The 15,971-nt window shown below is 62.5% G+C and carries 15 protein-coding genes; 9 read left to right on the forward strand and 6 right to left on the reverse strand.

The genetic code is table 11. The features are described from left to right. Positions 1-819: a carbon-nitrogen hydrolase family protein gene (locus tag RAM60_RS05850; protein WP_369025187.1), complete on the reverse strand. Its 819-nt coding sequence runs from the start codon at positions 817-819 to the stop codon at positions 1-3. Further along, positions 820-1,083 carry a glutaredoxin 3 gene (gene grxC / locus RAM60_RS05855; RefSeq protein WP_369025186.1) on the reverse strand — a complete coding sequence of 88 codons (264 nt, stop codon included), beginning with the start codon at positions 1,081-1,083 and terminating at the stop codon, positions 820-822. Positions 1,084-1,243: 160 nt separating this feature from the next. On the opposite strand from grxC, the gene RAM60_RS05860 reads away from it, so the two are divergent. Further along, positions 1,244-1,714 (forward strand): Hsp20 family protein, encoded by a 471-nt coding sequence (locus RAM60_RS05860; protein WP_369025185.1) that lies wholly within the window; start codon positions 1,244-1,246, stop codon positions 1,712-1,714. A gap of 332 nt (positions 1,715-2,046) precedes the next feature. On the opposite strand, the gene pyrG is transcribed toward RAM60_RS05860, so the two are convergent. From pyrG to tpiA, 3 genes are all read right to left on the reverse strand, one after another. Further along, complete coding sequence (gene pyrG / locus RAM60_RS05865) at positions 2,047-3,681, reverse strand: CTP synthase (protein WP_369025184.1); 1,635 nt, start codon at positions 3,679-3,681, stop codon at positions 2,047-2,049. A 103-nt stretch (positions 3,682-3,784) separates the two neighbouring features. Then, positions 3,785-4,168: a preprotein translocase subunit SecG gene (gene secG / locus RAM60_RS05870; protein ID WP_200983865.1), complete on the reverse strand. Its 384-nt coding sequence runs from the start codon at positions 4,166-4,168 to the stop codon at positions 3,785-3,787. 90 nt (positions 4,169-4,258) lie between these two features. Then, on the reverse strand, positions 4,259-5,020 hold the full coding sequence (gene tpiA, locus RAM60_RS05875) for a triose-phosphate isomerase (protein WP_369025183.1): 762 nt from the start codon (positions 5,018-5,020) through the stop codon (positions 4,259-4,261). Positions 5,021-5,223: 203 nt separating this feature from the next. Here tpiA and RAM60_RS05880 point away from each other — a divergent pair, with 203 nt between their 5' ends. The 8 genes from RAM60_RS05880 (at position 5,224) to lexA (ending at position 13,727) form a co-directional block, all read left to right on the forward strand. After that, complete coding sequence (locus tag RAM60_RS05880; RefSeq protein ID WP_369025182.1) at positions 5,224-7,161, forward strand: peptidyl-prolyl cis-trans isomerase; 1,938 nt, start codon at positions 5,224-5,226, stop codon at positions 7,159-7,161. Positions 7,162-7,168: 7 nt separating this feature from the next. Then, a complete protein-coding gene (gene trpE / locus RAM60_RS05885; protein WP_369025181.1) occupies positions 7,169-8,668 on the forward strand; it encodes an anthranilate synthase component I in 1,500 nt (499 codons plus the stop codon). Continuing rightward, on the forward strand, positions 8,665-9,495 hold the full coding sequence (locus tag RAM60_RS05890; RefSeq protein ID WP_369025180.1) for a phosphodiester glycosidase family protein: 831 nt from the start codon (positions 8,665-8,667) through the stop codon (positions 9,493-9,495). The genes trpE and RAM60_RS05890 overlap by 4 nt, the downstream gene beginning before the upstream one ends. Continuing rightward, positions 9,492-10,454 carry a prolyl aminopeptidase gene (gene pip, locus RAM60_RS05895; RefSeq protein WP_369025179.1) on the forward strand — a complete coding sequence of 321 codons (963 nt, stop codon included), beginning with the start codon at positions 9,492-9,494 and terminating at the stop codon, positions 10,452-10,454. Before RAM60_RS05890 ends, pip begins: the two co-directional genes overlap by 4 nt. A 59-nt stretch (positions 10,455-10,513) precedes the next feature. Next, positions 10,514-11,128, forward strand: coding sequence for an anthranilate synthase component II (locus tag RAM60_RS05900; RefSeq protein WP_369025178.1), 615 nt, complete (start codon positions 10,514-10,516; stop codon positions 11,126-11,128). Next, positions 11,125-12,117: an anthranilate phosphoribosyltransferase gene (trpD, locus tag RAM60_RS05905; protein ID WP_369025177.1), complete on the forward strand. Its 993-nt coding sequence runs from the start codon at positions 11,125-11,127 to the stop codon at positions 12,115-12,117. The genes RAM60_RS05900 and trpD overlap by 4 nt, the downstream gene beginning before the upstream one ends. After that, positions 12,114-12,899 (forward strand): indole-3-glycerol phosphate synthase TrpC, encoded by a 786-nt coding sequence (gene trpC, locus RAM60_RS05910; protein WP_369025176.1) that lies wholly within the window; start codon positions 12,114-12,116, stop codon positions 12,897-12,899. The genes trpD and trpC overlap by 4 nt, the downstream gene beginning before the upstream one ends. 138 nt (positions 12,900-13,037) lie before the next feature. After that, positions 13,038-13,727 carry a transcriptional repressor LexA gene (gene lexA / locus RAM60_RS05915; RefSeq protein WP_369025175.1) on the forward strand — a complete coding sequence of 230 codons (690 nt, stop codon included), beginning with the start codon at positions 13,038-13,040 and terminating at the stop codon, positions 13,725-13,727. A gap of 29 nt (positions 13,728-13,756) precedes the next feature. On the opposite strand, the gene RAM60_RS05920 is transcribed toward lexA, so the two are convergent. Then, on the reverse strand, positions 13,757-15,925 hold the full coding sequence (locus RAM60_RS05920; protein WP_369025174.1) for a ComEC/Rec2 family competence protein: 2,169 nt from the start codon (positions 15,923-15,925) through the stop codon (positions 13,757-13,759). Positions 15,926-15,971: the final 46 nt, after the last annotated feature.

A 15,971-nucleotide genomic window follows, 5' to 3' on the forward strand; every position in this document is an offset into this window, starting at 1 on the left:
CTATTTGGCGATCTCACGCCGGTTGGCAAGGCTGGGAACCTGAGCGCGTACCTCGGCGATCCGGCCAAGGTCGATCTCCGCGAACCCAATTCCCGAGTGCTCGCCCCCCATGTCGAGAAGTACGTCGCCCCAAGGGTCCACCACCAGGCTGTGGCCAAACGTTTGCCGCCCATCCTCGTGTTCGCCGACCTGCGCTGCCGCAACGACGAAGGCGCTGGCTTCGATGGCCCGCGCCCGCTGCATGACATGCCAGTGCGCCTTCCCCGTGGGCACGGTGAATGCGGCAGGGATAGCAATGACATCGCACAGGCGGTTGCCGAGTGCCTCGAACAGGGCAGGAAAGCGCAGATCGTAGCAGATGGTCAGGCCCAGGCGTCCAACCGGCGTAGCCTCGACCACGACCACCTGGTCGCCAGGCTTGTAGGCGTTCGATTCTCGCCAGCTCTCGCCCGTGGCCAGGTCGACGTCGAACATGTGCATCTTGTCGTAGCGGGCCACGACCTCGCCTAGCCCGTTCACTACGAATGCCCTGTTTGCCCAACGCCCGTCCTCGGCAATCACTGCCAATGATCCGATAGACACCCAAATTCCTGTCGCCGCCGCTGCCTCGCGCACTGCCGCGAGGCTGGGGTTCTGGTCTTCGGGCACGATGGACAAGGCGCCTCGCGCGCGATTGCGATCGAGCAGTCCCGACATTTCGGGGGTGAAGAGCATCGATGCACCCTCCCCTGCTGCCTGCCGGACCGCCTCGCCAAGATCGCGTGCATTAGTCACGGGATCGATCCCCGTGTTCATCTGGAAGAGCGCTATCCGCGTCACTCAGGCTTCCAGCATCGCATCCAGCTTGCCCTCTCGCTCGAGGGCATGGAGGTCATCCGACCCGCCGACGTGGATTTCGCCTATGAAAATCTGCGGGACGGTCATCGCACCCGGTGCGCGTTCCAGCATTTCGGAACGCTTGGGACCGCCCATCGTGATGTCATGCTCGGTATAATCTACCCCCTTCTGGTCGAGCAGCCGCTTGGCGCGGAAGCAATAACCACAGCCGAATTTGGTGTAGATGACGACAGGGGGATGACTCATGCATGACCTCGCAGTTTGTCTCTGAGCTAGTGCGCCACTTCACGTCTTGAAAGACATTTCGCCTCGCCTATCTCGAAGGTGCCGTTGCAGGCTGCAGCGGCGACGGGGTGCCAAAACGGGCCCCGCCATGATGAATCGCTCAAAGAGAGGATTTGTTTCGATGAACCGTATGGACTTTACCCCCTATCGTCGTTCCACCGTCGGCTTCGACCGCCTGTTCGACCTGATGGAGCGCCAGGCGCGCAATGCCGGTGGCGACAACTACCCCCCCTTCAACATCGAGCGTCGCGGTGACGACGAATACCGCATCACCCTCGCGGTGGCCGGTTTCCGTCCTGCCGACCTCGATATCACCGCCCAGCAGAACCTGCTGACCATCCAGGGCAAGAAGCGCGATGAAACCGTCGAAGGCGAGATGCTGCATGTCGGCATCGCCAACCGCGGCTTCGAACGCCGTTTCGAGCTGGCCGACTATGTGCGCGTCGACAATGCCGACCTCGCCGACGGTCTTCTGGTGATCGATCTGGTGCGCGAAGTGCCGGAAGCGATGAAGCCGAAGAAGGTCATGATCGGCGCGCAGAAGACGCTCGAGGTGGTGAAGGACGAGGACGACGGTTCCAAGGCCGCCTGAGCCTCAGTCTCCGACCAAGATCGTTGGAATCAATAGGGGGCGGAACCGAGGTTCCGCCCCCGCGACGCATAACGCCGCCAAGCCCCAAAATCGGCCGTCCGGGTCGCAGAAGACAACCGGCTTCGAGGCAAGCCCACCGCTCTTTGGCGTTGCTAATGTCTCGAAAGCCCACGCAAATTTGCGTCAGCAATGCCGGGCTTTTGCCCCAGATATGTCAAAAGATAAACCCGCAAACCGGCGGAAAACTGCCGTTTGTCGCATGGTTACAAGTGTTTTCAGACTGACCTCAACCAAATCAGTGACTTGGGACAGGGGTTACTTCCAAAAAGTTTCTAAACGAGACGCGCCTGTTCCAACGCAGCCCTGACGAATCCAGCGAAAAGCGGGTGGGGATCGAAGGGTTTGGATTTCAATTCCGGATGGAATTGCACCCCCACGAACCATGGGTGGTCAGGACGCTCGACGATCTCCGGAAGAAGCCCGTCGGGAGACATGCCCGAGAAGATAAGGCCCTGCTTTTCCAGCGGAGCCATGTAGGCACCGTTGACCTCGTATCGGTGACGGTGGCGCTCCGAAATCGTGGTGGCTCCCCCATAGATGGTGGAAACGTGGCTGTTGGCAGTAAGCTTCGCTTCGTAAGCGCCCAGGCGCATTGTCCCGCCAAGGTCCCCGCCGGCTTCCCGGGTCTGGAGCCCCTCCTGCGTCATCCATTCGGTGATGATGCCAACCACAGGCTCGCTCGTTTCGCCGAACTCGGTGGAGCTTGCCTTTTCGAAGCCGGCCGCGCGAGCCCCTTCGATGCAGGCCATCTGCATTCCGAGACAGATCCCGAAAAACGGAACATTGCGCTCACGCGCAAAGCGTACCGCAGCGATCTTGCCCTCGCTTCCGCGTTCACCGAAACCGCCTGGCACGAGGATGGCGTGCATCGGTTCGAGCTGGGCGGCGATATCGCTGTCTCCCTGCTCGAAGATTTCCGCATCGATCCAGTTGATGTTGACCTTCACCCGGTTGGCCATGCCCCCGTGGACCAGCGCTTCGTTGAGCGATTTGTAGGCGTCCTGCAGGCCGACATACTTGCCGACCACGCCGATGGTGACCTCACCTTCGGGGTTCTGATGGCGATCGACGACGTCGTACCAGCGCGACAGGTCGGGTTCGGGCGCGTCGGTGATGCCGAACCCGCGCAGTACTTCGCTGTCGAGACCTTCCGCGTGGTATTGCAGCGGGACCGAGTAAATAGAAGGCGCGTCGAGGGCCGGGATTACCGCTTCCTTGCGGACGTTGCAGAAGTTGGCGATCTTCTGGCGCTCGCCGTCCGGTATCGGATGCTCGGCGCGGCACAGCAGCACGTCGGGCTTGATGCCCAAGCTGGCCAGCTCACGGACCGAGTGCTGGGTCGGCTTGGTCTTCAACTCGCCCGCAGCCTTGATGTAGGGCACCAGCGTCACATGGACGCTCAGCGACTGCAGTGGCTCTAGCTCGTTCCTCAGCTGGCGAATCGCCTCCATGAAAGGAAGGCTCTCGATATCGCCGACCGTACCGCCGATCTCGCACAGGATGAAATCGTGGTCGCCCTGGTCGGCGAGCGCGAACTCCTTGATCGCATCGGTGACGTGCGGGACCACCTGCACCGTCGCGCCGAGGTAATCGCCGCGGCGTTCCTTGGCGATGATCTGCTGGTAGATCCGGCCCGAAGTGACGTTGTCGCCCTGGTGCGCAGAAACGCCCGTGAAACGCTCGTAGTGGCCGAGGTCGAGGTCGGTCTCCGCCCCGTCGTCGGTCACATAGACCTCGCCGTGCTGATAGGGACTCATCGTCCCGGGATCCACGTTAAGGTAGGGATCGAACTTACGAATGCGGACCTTGTAGCCGCGCGCCTGGAGGAGGGCAGCAAGCGATGCTGCCATGAGACCTTTGCCAAGCGAGGAGACCACGCCGCCGGTGATGAAAATATACCGCGCCATGGGAGTCGGGCCTTAAGCTGAGGATTGGAGTCGGGGCAAGCGCAAAGCCATGCGAATTGCGCCGCATTTGCGGCGCAATCCACAATTCGCGCTGCGGTTGTGGTTATTCGGCTACGTCGGCCAACGGATCGGCGGCCGGAGCAGTCTCTGCTGCCGCAGGAGCGGTCGCCGGCTGCTCACCGGTGGTTGCAGCGCCGAGCGGATCGACCGGCTGCGATGGTGCAACCGCTCGATCAAGCGTCGATTCGAGGCTGTTGTTGCCCGAGTTCTTCACTGCGACTGCAGCAAGGGCGATCGACAGAACAACGAAGAGAATGGCCAGCCAGCGGGTCGAGCGGGTAAGGAAATCCGCCGCGCCGCGCGCGCTCAGCATGCCCGATGGGCTACCGCCGATGCCAAGGCCGCCGCCCTCCGAGCGCTGCATCAGGATAACACCGACAAGAGCGGCTGCGACGATCGCCTGGAGGACGGTGAGAAACAGAAACATCGAAAGGGGTACTCTTCAAGAATTCGGATCAGTCGCGCATCTAGGCGCGCACGAGCGAAACGACAAGGCCGTGCGGCCCTGCCGCCCCGATCAGGCCTCTTCGGCTTCGGAAGCGCCGACGACGATGCCGAGGAAGCTCTCGGCGCTGAGGCTAGCGCCGCCAACGAGTGCCCCGCCGACTTCCGGCGTCGAAAGAATTTCGCGCGCGTTCTCGGGCTTTACCGAACCGCCGTAAAGAATGCGGACCTGTGCGGAAACATCCTCGCCATAGGTATTGTCGAGAAGCGTACGGATGGCTCGGTGCGTCGCCTCGATGTCCTGTGCAGTGGCGGTGCGTCCTGTGCCGATCGCCCAGATCGGTTCGTAGGCGATGGTCAGGCGCTCCGCCGGGTCACCGAACGCCGGCAACGCAGACTTGAGCTGGCGCAGAACGAAGTCCTCCGCATCTCCGGCATCTCGGGTTTCCAGCGTTTCGCCGCAGCAAAGGATGACCCGAAGACCCGCTTCCAGGGCTGATTCGATCTTGGCGTTGATGAGCTTGTTGGTCTCGCCGTGGTCCTGGCGACGCTCACTGTGTCCGAGAATTACGAACTTCGCTCCCGCGTCAGCCAGCATGGATGCGGCGATGTCGCCGGTGTGCGCACCTTCTGCCCCGGGATGGCAGTCCTGCGCGCCGATGCCGATCTGCTCAGCTTCGCGGTGGACCGCATGAATCAGCGTGTAGGGAGGAGCCAGAGCGACCTCGACCTTCATGTAACGCTGTGCAGCGCGGTCAATGGCGCGCGCTTCCGACAGCATGGCGCGCGTGCCGTTCATTTTCCAATTGCCAACGATGTAGGGCCGTTCGGCCATTGCGAATTCCTGCGATGAATGGATGTTTGCGGTCCGCTATAGGGGCCAAGGTGTAGGCTTCGCTAGACAAGCTTTGTTTGCGCGTCAAAACCCTTTCGCACCTGTTGCGGGGAGGTCGCAGGGCGGATAAAGCGCCCACTCGACGAAGGGCCGCTCGCACATGGGAAGCCCGCCAATCAAGCTTACGGGATCGCCCGCAGACCATGCTCCAGTTCTTCCGCAACATGTTCAAGACCAAGCTGGGCCTCGCGCTCGCATTGGTTTTCCTTGGCCTTATCGCATTGGCCTTTGCCAGTGCCGACGTGTCCAGCACCGGGACCTTCGGTGGTGTGGCTGGCGGCGACCGGGTGGCGGTTGTCGGGGACCAGAAGATCGGCACCAGTGATTTAATCCGCGCTGCGAACAATGGTCTCGACCGGGTGCGCCAGGATCGTCCGACGATCACGATGCAGACCTTCGTCGCCGAGAAGGGTCTCGAACAGGTCCTGGATGCGCTCATCGACCGGTTCTCGCTCAAAGGCTTTGCCCAGAAATACGGAATCAGGGCCGGCGCGAACCTGGTGAACAGCGAAATCCGGACGATTCCGGCATTCCGCGGTCCCGACGGAAATTTCAGCGAGACTGCCTATCGCCAGGTTCTCGCACAACAGCGCATTACAGACGCGCAGGCGCGTGACGACCTTGGTACTTCGCTTCTCTCGCAACAAGTGTTCATGCCGGCATCGTTCGGCGCGACGGTCCCGCAAAAGCTGGCCTATCGCTATGCCCAGCTATTCAAGGAGCGCCGCCAAGGGACGATCGCCCTGCTTCCTTCGGCTGCTTATGCGCCGAAGGGTCCCGTATCGGACAGCACGCTCAAAGCATTCTATGATTCAAACCGAGCGCTCTTCGTGCGCCCAGAGCGGCGCGTTATCCGTTTCGCCACTTTCGATGCCGCTGCGCTTGGAGATCGGGTCAATCCCACCGACGCGGAAATTGCGGCACGCTACGAGCGCGACAAGGCGCAGTACGCTGCCAGCGAAACACGCAATTTCACCCAGATCATCGTTCCGACCGAAGCTGCGGCAAAGTCGATCCGCCAGCGTGTTGAAGGGGGCGCCTCGCTTGAGGCCGTAGCGCGTGAGGCAGGCCTTCGTGCTGCTCCGGTGACCGATGTCGACCGCAAGGCATTGACCGGCCAGGCTTCCGAGGCAGTGGCCAAGGCGTATTTCAGCGCAGCGCGGGGATCGGTTGCTCAACCGGCTCGCAGCTCACTGGGCTGGCATGTTGCCCGGATCGATGCTGTCAATTCCAAGCCGGCTCGCACGCTTGCGCAGGTTCGCGGTGAGATCGAAGATGCCCTCCGCACAGAGAAGCGATCGACGGGCCTCGCCAACCTCGCCATCGAAATCGAGGATCAGATTAGCGACGGGGCAACGCTCAGTGAAATTGCTGAGGAGCGTGGTCTCGAGCTTACGACAACCCAGCCCGCTCTCGCCGACGGTCGCATCTATCGTTCGCCGAACGAGACGCTACCCGCAATTCTTGCACCTGCACTTTCGACCGCCTTCCAGATGGAGGAGGAAGAGCCGGAGATTGCACCCTTGGCCGGTGGTCAGGACTATCTCGTTTACGAGGTGAGCGACATCACCCCAGCTGCGACTGCGCCCTTCGGGGACATTAAGGAAGTCGTCGCGCAGAGCTGGCGCCAGGCCGAAGGCATGAAGGCAGCTCAGGCTGCTGCGGACAGGATACTCAAAAAGGTGCGGAGCGGCACGACACTTGCTGCGGCCCTCGCGGCCGAAAAGGTCGCACTCCCGAGTCCCGACGCAGTCAATCTGACGCGTGAACAGTTGGCTGCAGAACGCGAGCGTCGCATCCCTCCCCCGCTAGCCCTCCTGTTCAGCATGGCGGAAGGAACCACGAAGAAGCTCGAAGGTCCTAACAAGGCTGGCTTCTATGTCGTGAACCTTGCTGATGTGACGATGGACAATCTTGCCAAGGACGATCCCCTGATCGCACAGGCACGAACCCAGATGGGGCCACTGCTAGGCGACGAGTTCGCCAAGCAGCTGAGCTTCGCCATGCGCGATGAACTGGGCGTCGAGCGCAACCAGTCGGCCATCGACGCCGTTCGCAAGCAGTTGCTCGGCGAGAATTGAGGCGCGCTTGACCGGTTTGCTGGAAGGCGAAGGGCGGGCACGCGCCGAGCTGGAGGCAGGCCGCGCTGCGCTCGTCTGGCGCAAGGTCGTGGCCGATACGGAGACCCCTGTCGGTGCAGCCCTAAAGCTGTTCGAGGAGGGACGCGGCGACTTCCTGCTCGAATCCGTCGAGGGCGGCGAGGTGCGCGGACGCTACAGCCTCATCGGCCTCGATCCCGATCTCGTCTTTCGAGCGACGGGCCAAAACGCCCAGATCAATGCCGATTGGCGCAGCAATCGCGAGGCATTCGAGGCCTGCGACGCGGGCACCCTTGACGCACTACGAACGCTCATGCGTGATTGTCGCTGTGACGTGCCAGAAGAGCTGCCCCCTGCCCTCGCCTGCCTCGTCGGCTACTTCGGGTACGAAACGATCGGGCTTGTAGAGAAGCTACCCAGACCTGCGAATGAAGCTCTCGAATTGCCCGACATGCTGTTCGTTCGGCCCACCGTCATCCTCATTTTCGACCGGCTGAGCGATGCGCTCTACTGCATTGCACCAGTCTGGCAGGGTGGATCGGTCGAAATCGCAGCGGATCGCATCGACGAGGTCCTCCGCAAGCTATCCCGTCCCACGGCGCTCGAACATGTCGACGCCACCGCGCATCCCGAGCCGGCATTGTCGCCGACCATGCCCGCCGCAGATTACGAGGCGATGGTCCTGCGTGCGAAAGAATACATCACTGCGGGCGACATCTTCCAGGTAGTGCTGTCACAGCGCTTCACCTCGCCCTTCGAACTGCCGCCGATGGCGCTTTATCGCTCGTTGCGCAGGGTGAACCCTTCGCCCTTCCTCTATCTGCTCGACCTGCCCGGCTTCGCTGTCGTCGGTTCAAGTCCTGAAATTCTCGTGCGCGTCCGCGACGGCGAAGTGACCATTCGCCCGATTGCAGGAACGAGACCGCGTGGCGCTACTGCTGCAGAAGATCGGCTTGCCGAACAATCGCTTCTGTCCGACCCGAAAGAGCGTGCTGAGCACTTGATGCTCCTCGACCTTGGCCGCAACGACGTCGGCAGGGTCGCCGAATCCGGCAGCGTTACAGTCACCGAAAGTTTCACCGTCGAACGTTACAGCCACGTCATGCATATCGTCAGCAACGTCGTCGGTCGTCTGGCAGAGGATCGCGATGCGCTGGACGCGCTCTTCGCAGGTTTCCCTGCAGGCACTGTTAGCGGTGCCCCCAAGATTCGCGCGTGCGAAATCATTGCGGAGCTCGAGCCCAACACCCGCGGCCCCTATGCCGGGGGTGTGGGGTATTTTGCGCCCGATGGTTCCGTCGACAGTTGTATTGTCTTGCGGACCGCGGTGGTGAAAGACGGCGAAATGCATGTGCAGGCAGGTGCAGGGATCGTGGCCGACAGCGAGCCAGCCTATGAACAGCGCGAATGCGAAGCCAAGGCGGGGGCCCTACTCGCTGCGGCAAGAGAGGCGGTTCGCCTAGCCCAGGAGCCCGGTTTCGGCCAATGAAGACGACGACTATCGCCATCCTTTCCCTAATGGCCCTGACGGCCTGCGAAGCGCAGCCCGAAGGGAAGCCCGTGGCGCGGACTCGGATTGACGGCAAGGCCGATGCCGCGACGCCGACACCCACTCCCAGTGTCGCGAGCGCTGTGGAAAGTGCCTGTCGCTCAATCATTTTCGAAGACGCTCCCCTGACGCATTGCCTCGCAACGCCTTCGCGCCACACCATCTCGATGGATCTGGGGCCGAGCGGAGAAGCTCCCTATCGTAGCCTGAGCGAGTTTGCGAAAACGCATTCTCCTGACAAGGTCGCCTTCGCCATGAACGCCGGCATGTTCGACGACGAGGGCAAGCCGATCGGCTATTTCGTCGAGAATTCGGAGCGTCTGAAGGAGCTCAATACCGCCGACGGCGAAGGCAATTTCCACATGAAGCCTAACGGCGTGTTCTACGGAACCAACGGGGAATGGCGCGTCCGTACAACCGAGGATTTTCTGGCCAACGTCAAGGACCGACCTGTCTTTGGGACGCAATCTGGACCCATGCTGGTCATTGACGGCAAACTCCACCCCGAAATTACCAATGACGGCCCATCGCGCCTCGTGCGCAATGCAGTGGGCGTCGACGATCAGGGCCGCGCCCATTTCGTTATTTCCAACGCGCCGGTCTCTTTCGGCAAGATCGCACGGTTCTATCGTGACGAGCTCAAGGTGAAGAACGCTCTTTACCTCGATGGGACCGTTTCTCAGCTGTGGAACCCGGCAACCGACCGGCTCGATACGGGCGCACCTATCGGTCCGATCGTCGTCGTAGAGAGGAAGGACGCGGAATGACCCAGGAACGCCGCACGCTCTATCCCGAGATCGAGCCTTACGAGACCGGCATGCTCGAGGTTGGTGACGGCCACACGATCTACTGGGAAAAGGTCGGCACGCCGGGTGGCAAGCCCGCGGTTTTCTTGCACGGCGGCCCCGGCGCCGGATGCAGCCCGGGTCAGCGGCGGCAGTTCGATCCGGCGCTGTACGACGTCTTGCTGTTCGACCAGCGGGGCTGTGGCCGCTCGATTCCGTTCGCCTCTCTCGAGCACAACACGACTTGGCATCTCGTCAGCGACATGGAGAAGCTGCGCGAGATGTGTGGGCATGAACAATGGCTCGTGTTCGGCGGCAGCTGGGGTTCGACGCTTGCGCTGTCCTATGCCCAGACCCATCCCGACCGGGTGAGCGAACTGGTCCTGCGCGGCATCTTCCTCGGCCGCCAGATCGAACTCGACTGGCTTTGCGCCTTTGGCGCGAGCGAGCTCTACCCCGAGGAATGGGACAATTTCGTCGCCCATATCGACGATGACAAGCAGGACGACTTGGTCGAAGCCTATCGCGACCTGCTCGACGATCCCGATCCCGAGGTCCGCAAGGCGGCTGCAGCTGCGTGGAACCGCTGGGAGGGCGTGACCTGCACCCTGCTCCCGCAGGAAGACACGGTCGACCACATGGCCGAGGGCGAAAATGCCGTCGCCACCGCGCGGATCGAGAACCACTATTTTCGCAATGGCTGCTTCCTCGAAGAAGGCCAGTTGCTTGATAATGCATGGAAGCTGGCGGACATTCCCGGCGTGATCGTCCAGGGCCGACACGACTGCTGCACCCCGCCCCGCTCGGCTTGGGACCTCAAGCAGGCCTGGCCCGAGGTCGAACTGCAGATGGTGCCCGATGGCGGGCACCTCTACACCGAGCCGGGCATCACCGACGGGCTTGTGCGGGCGAGCGACAGGTTCGCTGGCAAGCAGGCGTGACGTCAGGTCCAGCTTATCTTGCTTGATAGAGCGGCCTCGCGCCGCCATTGACGCCACGAATGACCGACAGCCGTACCATCCTTGTCATAGACAATTACGACAGCTTCACCTTCAACCTTGTCCATTACCTGATGGAGCTGGGCGCAGGCGTGGAGGTGGTTCGCAATGACGCCATTTCGGCCGGCCAGGCGATTTCGAGCGGCGCTGCCGGGTTCCTGATCTCGCCGGGGCCATGCACGCCGAACGAGGCCGGCGTCAGTCTCGACCTCGTGGCGGCATGCGCCGATGCCGGAAAGCCGTTGCTCGGCGTATGTCTCGGACACCAGTCCATAGGGCAGCACTTTGGCGGCAATGTGGTCCGCGGCGGGCTGATGCATGGCAAGACGTCACCCGTGACGCATGACGGCAGCGGCGTCTTCGCCGGACTGCCGTCACCTTTCACTGCTACCCGTTATCACTCGCTGGTGGTCGAGGACATTCCCGACGAGCTGCTAGTGAATGCAACCAGCGAGACGCCCGGACTCGACGGCAGCAGCGTAATGGGATTCCGCCACCGGGAACTGCCGATCCACGGCGTGCAGTTTCACCCCGAGAGCATCGCCACCGAGCACGGCCATGCCCTGCTCGCGAACTTCCTCGCGCTCTGCGGGATCGAGGCGCGCGAAATCGCATGAAGCACCTGCCGCTTGCCGTTCCGCACATGACCGAAAGCGAGGCCGAGGAGGTCTTCGGCTGGATCCTCGACGGCGATGCCAGCGACGAGGAGATCGCCCGCTTCCTCCTCGCCATGACCGAGCGCAGCGAGACTGCCGACGAGATCGCCGGCGCGGCGCGGGCCTTGCGAGCGCGCTACATCCCCGTGGCCGGGCCGGGCAACGCGATCGACGTATGCGGCACCGGTGGCGACGGGCACCACACGCTCAACGTCTCGACCGCCGTTGGCTTGGTGGTTGCTTCCTGCGGCGTGCCTGTAGCGCGACATGGAAACCGGGCGATTTCCTCGCTTTCGGGTGTGGCCGACACGCTCGAAGTACTCGGGCTCGACATGGCGGCAGCAGGGCGGACTGCGGAAAAGACGCTGGCCGAACTCGGCATCTGCTTCCTCTTCGCACCCAACCACCACCCGGCGATGGTGCGCATCCAGCCAATTCGCAAGCAACTGGGCCGGCGGACGATCTTCAACCTCATGGGTCCGTTGTCGAATCCGGTCGGGATCAAGCGCCAGCTGATCGGCATCGCGCGCCCAGGCTACGTCTCGATCTATGGCGATGCGACCGCACGCCTTGGCACGGAGCGAACCTTCATCGTCTCGGGCGACGAGGGGCTGGACGAGCTGAGCCTCGCCGGAGGCAACGAGATGGCGGACGTAACCGGGCACGAATTTGCCATGAAGCGCGTCGATGCGACCATGGCGGGATTGGATCACGCTCCGCTCGAGGCGATCCGTGGCGGGGATCCGGCACATAATGCGAAGGCACTGGCCGCGCTGCTCGACGGCGAACAAAGCGCCTATCGCGAGACGGTGAAGTTCAATTCCGCCGCCGCGCTGATGGTCGCCGGGCGTACTGACGACTGGGCCGAGGGTGCTGAGCTGGCGGCCGAAGCATTGGATTCGGGAGCGACGAAGTCCCTTCTCTCGCGCTGGATCGAGATGGCCCGATGAACAAGCTCCTCGAAATCTGCGCCACCAAGCGCGAGGAAGTTGCAGCGCGCAAGGCGATGCGTTCACTTGCCGAACTTGCGGCATTGGCCAGCGAGCAATCCGCACCTCGCGGTTTCAGGGCGTCACTTGAGAAAGCGCAGGCAGAAGGCTTCGGACTGATCGCAGAAGTGAAGAAAGCTTCGCCGTCCAAGGGATTGATCCGGGAAGACTTCCATCCCGCCCAGCACGCACGCGACTATGCCGCGGGTGGTGCGGCATGCCTCTCCGTCCTTACCGACGCGCCGTACTTCCAGGGGCACGAGGATTATCTAGTCGCGGCCCGCGCTGCTTGCGACCTTCCCGTCCTGCGCAAGGATTTCATGGTCGACCCGTGGCAAGTCACCGAAGCGCGTGCAATCGGAGCGGACGCAATCCTAATCATTGTCGCAGCCCTCGAGGATGCGGAAATGCGTGAAATCGAAGCGGCCGCGATTGAACATGGCATGGACGTGCTTGTCGAGGTTCACGACGAATCCGAAATGGAGCGAGCGTCAGCGCTCGAATCGCGCCTTATCGGAGTCAATAATCGCGATCTGCGGACGTTCGTCACCGACCTCGCGACTACCGAAAGTCTGGCTCCCCTGGCGCCAGAGGGCACCTTGCTGGTAGGGGAAAGCGGTATCGCAACGCATGCCGATTGTGTTCGGCTCGCTAGTGCCGGGGTGCGCAGCTTTCTCGTCGGCGAGAGCCTGATGCGACAGGGCGACGTCGCATCTGCAACGCGCGCACTGCTTTGCGGCTAGCGGGACGTACCACGAACACTTGTTCCACACCCGATAGCTCGAAAATGGCTGAATTGCTTGACTTGGCGATTCGGGTTGCCTAATTGTTCCACATTCGTTCACACGGTTGTGAACAGGCGACACGGGAGTTTCGCAGTCATGCTGACCGCCAAGCAGCACGAGTTGATCCGCTTCATCCAGCAGAAGCTGGAGGAGACGGGAATTTCGCCCAGCTTCGAAGAAATGAAGGAGGCGCTCGACCTCAAGAGCAAGTCCGGCGTCCACCGCCTGATCTCCGCGCTTGAGGAACGCGGGTTCATCCGGCGCCTGCCCAACCGGGCTCGTGCGCTGGAAGTCGTGAAGCTTCCGGAAGACGCCGTAACCAGCGCGTCACGGCCGCGGGCTGCAAATGACGCGGTCATCGCTGCTGCCGCACCTCGCGCTCCGGCCCCAGCTCCGGCCAACGACATCATCGAGGTCCCGCTCCACGGCCGCATTGCCGCGGGCGCGCCGATCGAGGCCATCGAAGGTCAGTCGAGCATGCCTGTCCCAGCTGCACTGCTCGGTCCGGGTGAACACTATGCGCTCGAGGTGTCCGGTGACTCGATGATCGAGGCAGGTATTTTCGACGGTGACTTCGCCCTCGTCCGCCGCACGGACAGTGCTCGTGACGGAGAGATCGTCGTGGCCCTTGTCGACAACGAGGAGGCGACGCTCAAGTACCTGCGCCGTGAGGCGGGTCGTGTTCGGCTCGATCCGGCGAATGGGGCCTACGAGCCGCAGATCTACGAACCGCATCGGGTCAAGGTTCAGGGCAAACTCGCAGGTCTGCTACGACGCTACCATTGACCGGAGACGACACTGCGCTCGAAAGAAGCTCAGTGTCCGGCAAATGTCTTAGCGGGACTGCTTGCGGCGCGCTCTTCTTTCGGGAAAGGCGCGCCGTCCTTCTTCCAGATTCGCTCGTGCGGTGACCACCAGCCATGCCCGCCTTCTGCTTGGGCGACCGTTTCGATCCGTTCGCCAGAAAGGTAGAGGGCAGTTCCACCCTCCTGATCGAGAAAGCGCCGATCGATCCGCACCCATCGCGGTTTGCACGAGCGCGGAAGGTATCTCTGCGCGATTACGATATCGACTTGTGCGCAGGCGGTCGCCAGCGCTCTTTCCTCGATCAGGTTACGGCTCCGGGCGATCAGCAATCGCCAATCGCGCCGCGATCGCTCGATCGTCACGATGCAGAAGTCATCGCTACATCTCGCCTTGTGCCAGTCCGCTAGAGCAATGGGCTCGCTCCTTGTTGCGGCGATCTCCATGAGGTTGTCCCGCGCGTAGCCCCCCTTGCTTTCGCGCAGGACGATCAGCGTTTCTCCCGCTTCCACGATGCCAAGGTCCTGCCCGTCGCGCGTCACCAGCACGTCGGGCATCGGGGCGACCAGCATCCAAAGCGTTCCAACCATGACCGGGACCAACCCCCACAATCTCTTGGTACCGTGCCACAGCGCCAACCACAGCGCCCCGGCAACGAAGAGAAGCATAGCCGTCAGGGGAACCGGGGGCGAAAGCCGCACGGCCCCTGGCTGGTCGGCCACGAAATGCGCGATGGCAAGCAAGCCCTCGATCGACTTGCCAGCAAGCCACCAGACCGGTGCCCCGGCTCCAACCACATCGAGCATCAGGGCCAAAGCGACCAGCGGCATGGAAACAAAGGTCACCAAGGGAATTGCCAGCAAATTGGCAAATGCGCCGTACACCCCCGCACGGTGAAAGTGGAACAACACAACCGGCATCAGCGCCAGTTCGATGACCATTCCGGTCACGAACAGCATGACCAGGCGCCTGCCCCATTTGCGTATTAGCCCCTCCTCGCGGGGAGTTAGGAATAGCTTCACCGGCTCGCAGTTGTGCAGCGCTACGATGGCGATCACGGCGGCGAAGCTCATCTGGAAGCTCGGCCCGACGAGAGATTCCGGCCACAGTAACAGGACTGCCAGCGCTGCCACTGCGACCATGCGCATGGACAAAGGCTCGCGCCCCAATGCCAATGCGATCAGCACCAGCACTGCCCCGATACAGCTGCGAACAGTCGGCACCTCCGCGCCTGTCAGCAATGTATATGCGATCCCCATTCCCGCACCGACAACCGCCGCCACCAATGGCAGACGGACGCGCAGGGCCAGCCATGGCCACAGCGCAAGCAGCCGCAAGGTCAGGACATATGCAGCCGCGATGACTGCACTGACATGCAATCCGCTGATCGAAAGCAGGTGCGTCAGGCCAGCATCGCGCATGGCCTCCTCGTCCGCTTCGGAGATGGCCCCGCGATCTCCGCTCGCAAGAGTAGCTGCAATAGACCCGGCCCCTCCGGAAAGCCGGGCCCGCACGAATTCGGAAAGGCCTCGCTGTACTCCAGCGAGCTTCGCACTTCCCTCCCCAGGGCTCTCGACCAGTTCCACATCGCCGACCACCGCACCCGTCGCAGACAATCCGTCGAACCAGGCACGCCGGGCGAAATTGTAGGCCCTTGGAACGATCGGCGGTGCCGGCGGCATCATGCGCGCGGCAAAGCGTATCCTTGCGCCCTCCCGGAAGGCCGAGGAGTCCCGCTCAAGGGGAAGGTTTATGCGATAAGCAAGCGCCCTGCCGGTCTCCGGATCACTCGCCGCGACTGTAAGGCGCACCCTTCCCTCCGCCGGCTGTTCATCGCGTTCGATTATCCGGGCGTCCATTCGCTCGAAGCGCGGTGCAGCGATGGGCTCGGCCCCGATCATCTCCGAGCGCAGCCAGACAACCGCGATGCCGACTACAATCGCCACAGCAACGGCAACCGTGGCATAGAGCAGGTGAGCGCGCCCATCCCGGCTCCGCCACAATGCAATCGCACCCGCGGAAAGGAGGGCCAGCATGCCCATGGCCGCCAACCATTGCCAAGGCGAGGCGAGACCGAACCAAGCCCCGATACCTGCTGCGAAACCAACGGTAATCCATGGCCCGCGATCGAACCTGGCCGACGCGAGCAACCCTTCCGCACCCTCCGCGAATCTGGACAAGAGCGCGCGCATGCGCCAAGGGCGCGGCACGACCCGACGGACGTGA

This window comes from Qipengyuania sp. RANM35, assembly GCF_041021145.2.
Classification (GTDB): domain Bacteria; phylum Pseudomonadota; class Alphaproteobacteria; order Sphingomonadales; family Sphingomonadaceae; genus Qipengyuania; species Qipengyuania soli.

Coding starts and splice junctions, on each gene's coding strand:
- grxC (WP_369025186.1), bottom strand. CDS start 1,083: ATGAGTCATCCCCCTGTCGTCATCTACACCAAATTCGGCTGTGGTTAT.
- RAM60_RS05860 (WP_369025185.1), top strand. CDS start 1,244: ATGAACCGTATGGACTTTACCCCCTATCGTCGTTCCACCGTCGGCTTC.
- pyrG (WP_369025184.1), bottom strand. CDS start 3,681: ATGGCGCGGTATATTTTCATCACCGGCGGCGTGGTCTCCTCGCTTGGC.
- secG (WP_200983865.1), bottom strand. CDS start 4,168: ATGTTTCTGTTTCTCACCGTCCTCCAGGCGATCGTCGCAGCCGCTCTT.
- tpiA (WP_369025183.1), bottom strand. CDS start 5,020: ATGGCCGAACGGCCCTACATCGTTGGCAATTGGAAAATGAACGGCACG.
- RAM60_RS05880 (WP_369025182.1), top strand. CDS start 5,224: ATGCTCCAGTTCTTCCGCAACATGTTCAAGACCAAGCTGGGCCTCGCG.
- RAM60_RS05890 (WP_369025180.1), top strand. CDS start 8,665: ATGAAGACGACGACTATCGCCATCCTTTCCCTAATGGCCCTGACGGCC.
- pip (WP_369025179.1), top strand. CDS start 9,492: ATGACCCAGGAACGCCGCACGCTCTATCCCGAGATCGAGCCTTACGAG.
- RAM60_RS05900 (WP_369025178.1), top strand. CDS start 10,514: ATGACCGACAGCCGTACCATCCTTGTCATAGACAATTACGACAGCTTC.
- trpD (WP_369025177.1), top strand. CDS start 11,125: ATGAAGCACCTGCCGCTTGCCGTTCCGCACATGACCGAAAGCGAGGCC.
- trpC (WP_369025176.1), top strand. CDS start 12,114: ATGAACAAGCTCCTCGAAATCTGCGCCACCAAGCGCGAGGAAGTTGCA.
- lexA (WP_369025175.1), top strand. CDS start 13,038: ATGCTGACCGCCAAGCAGCACGAGTTGATCCGCTTCATCCAGCAGAAG.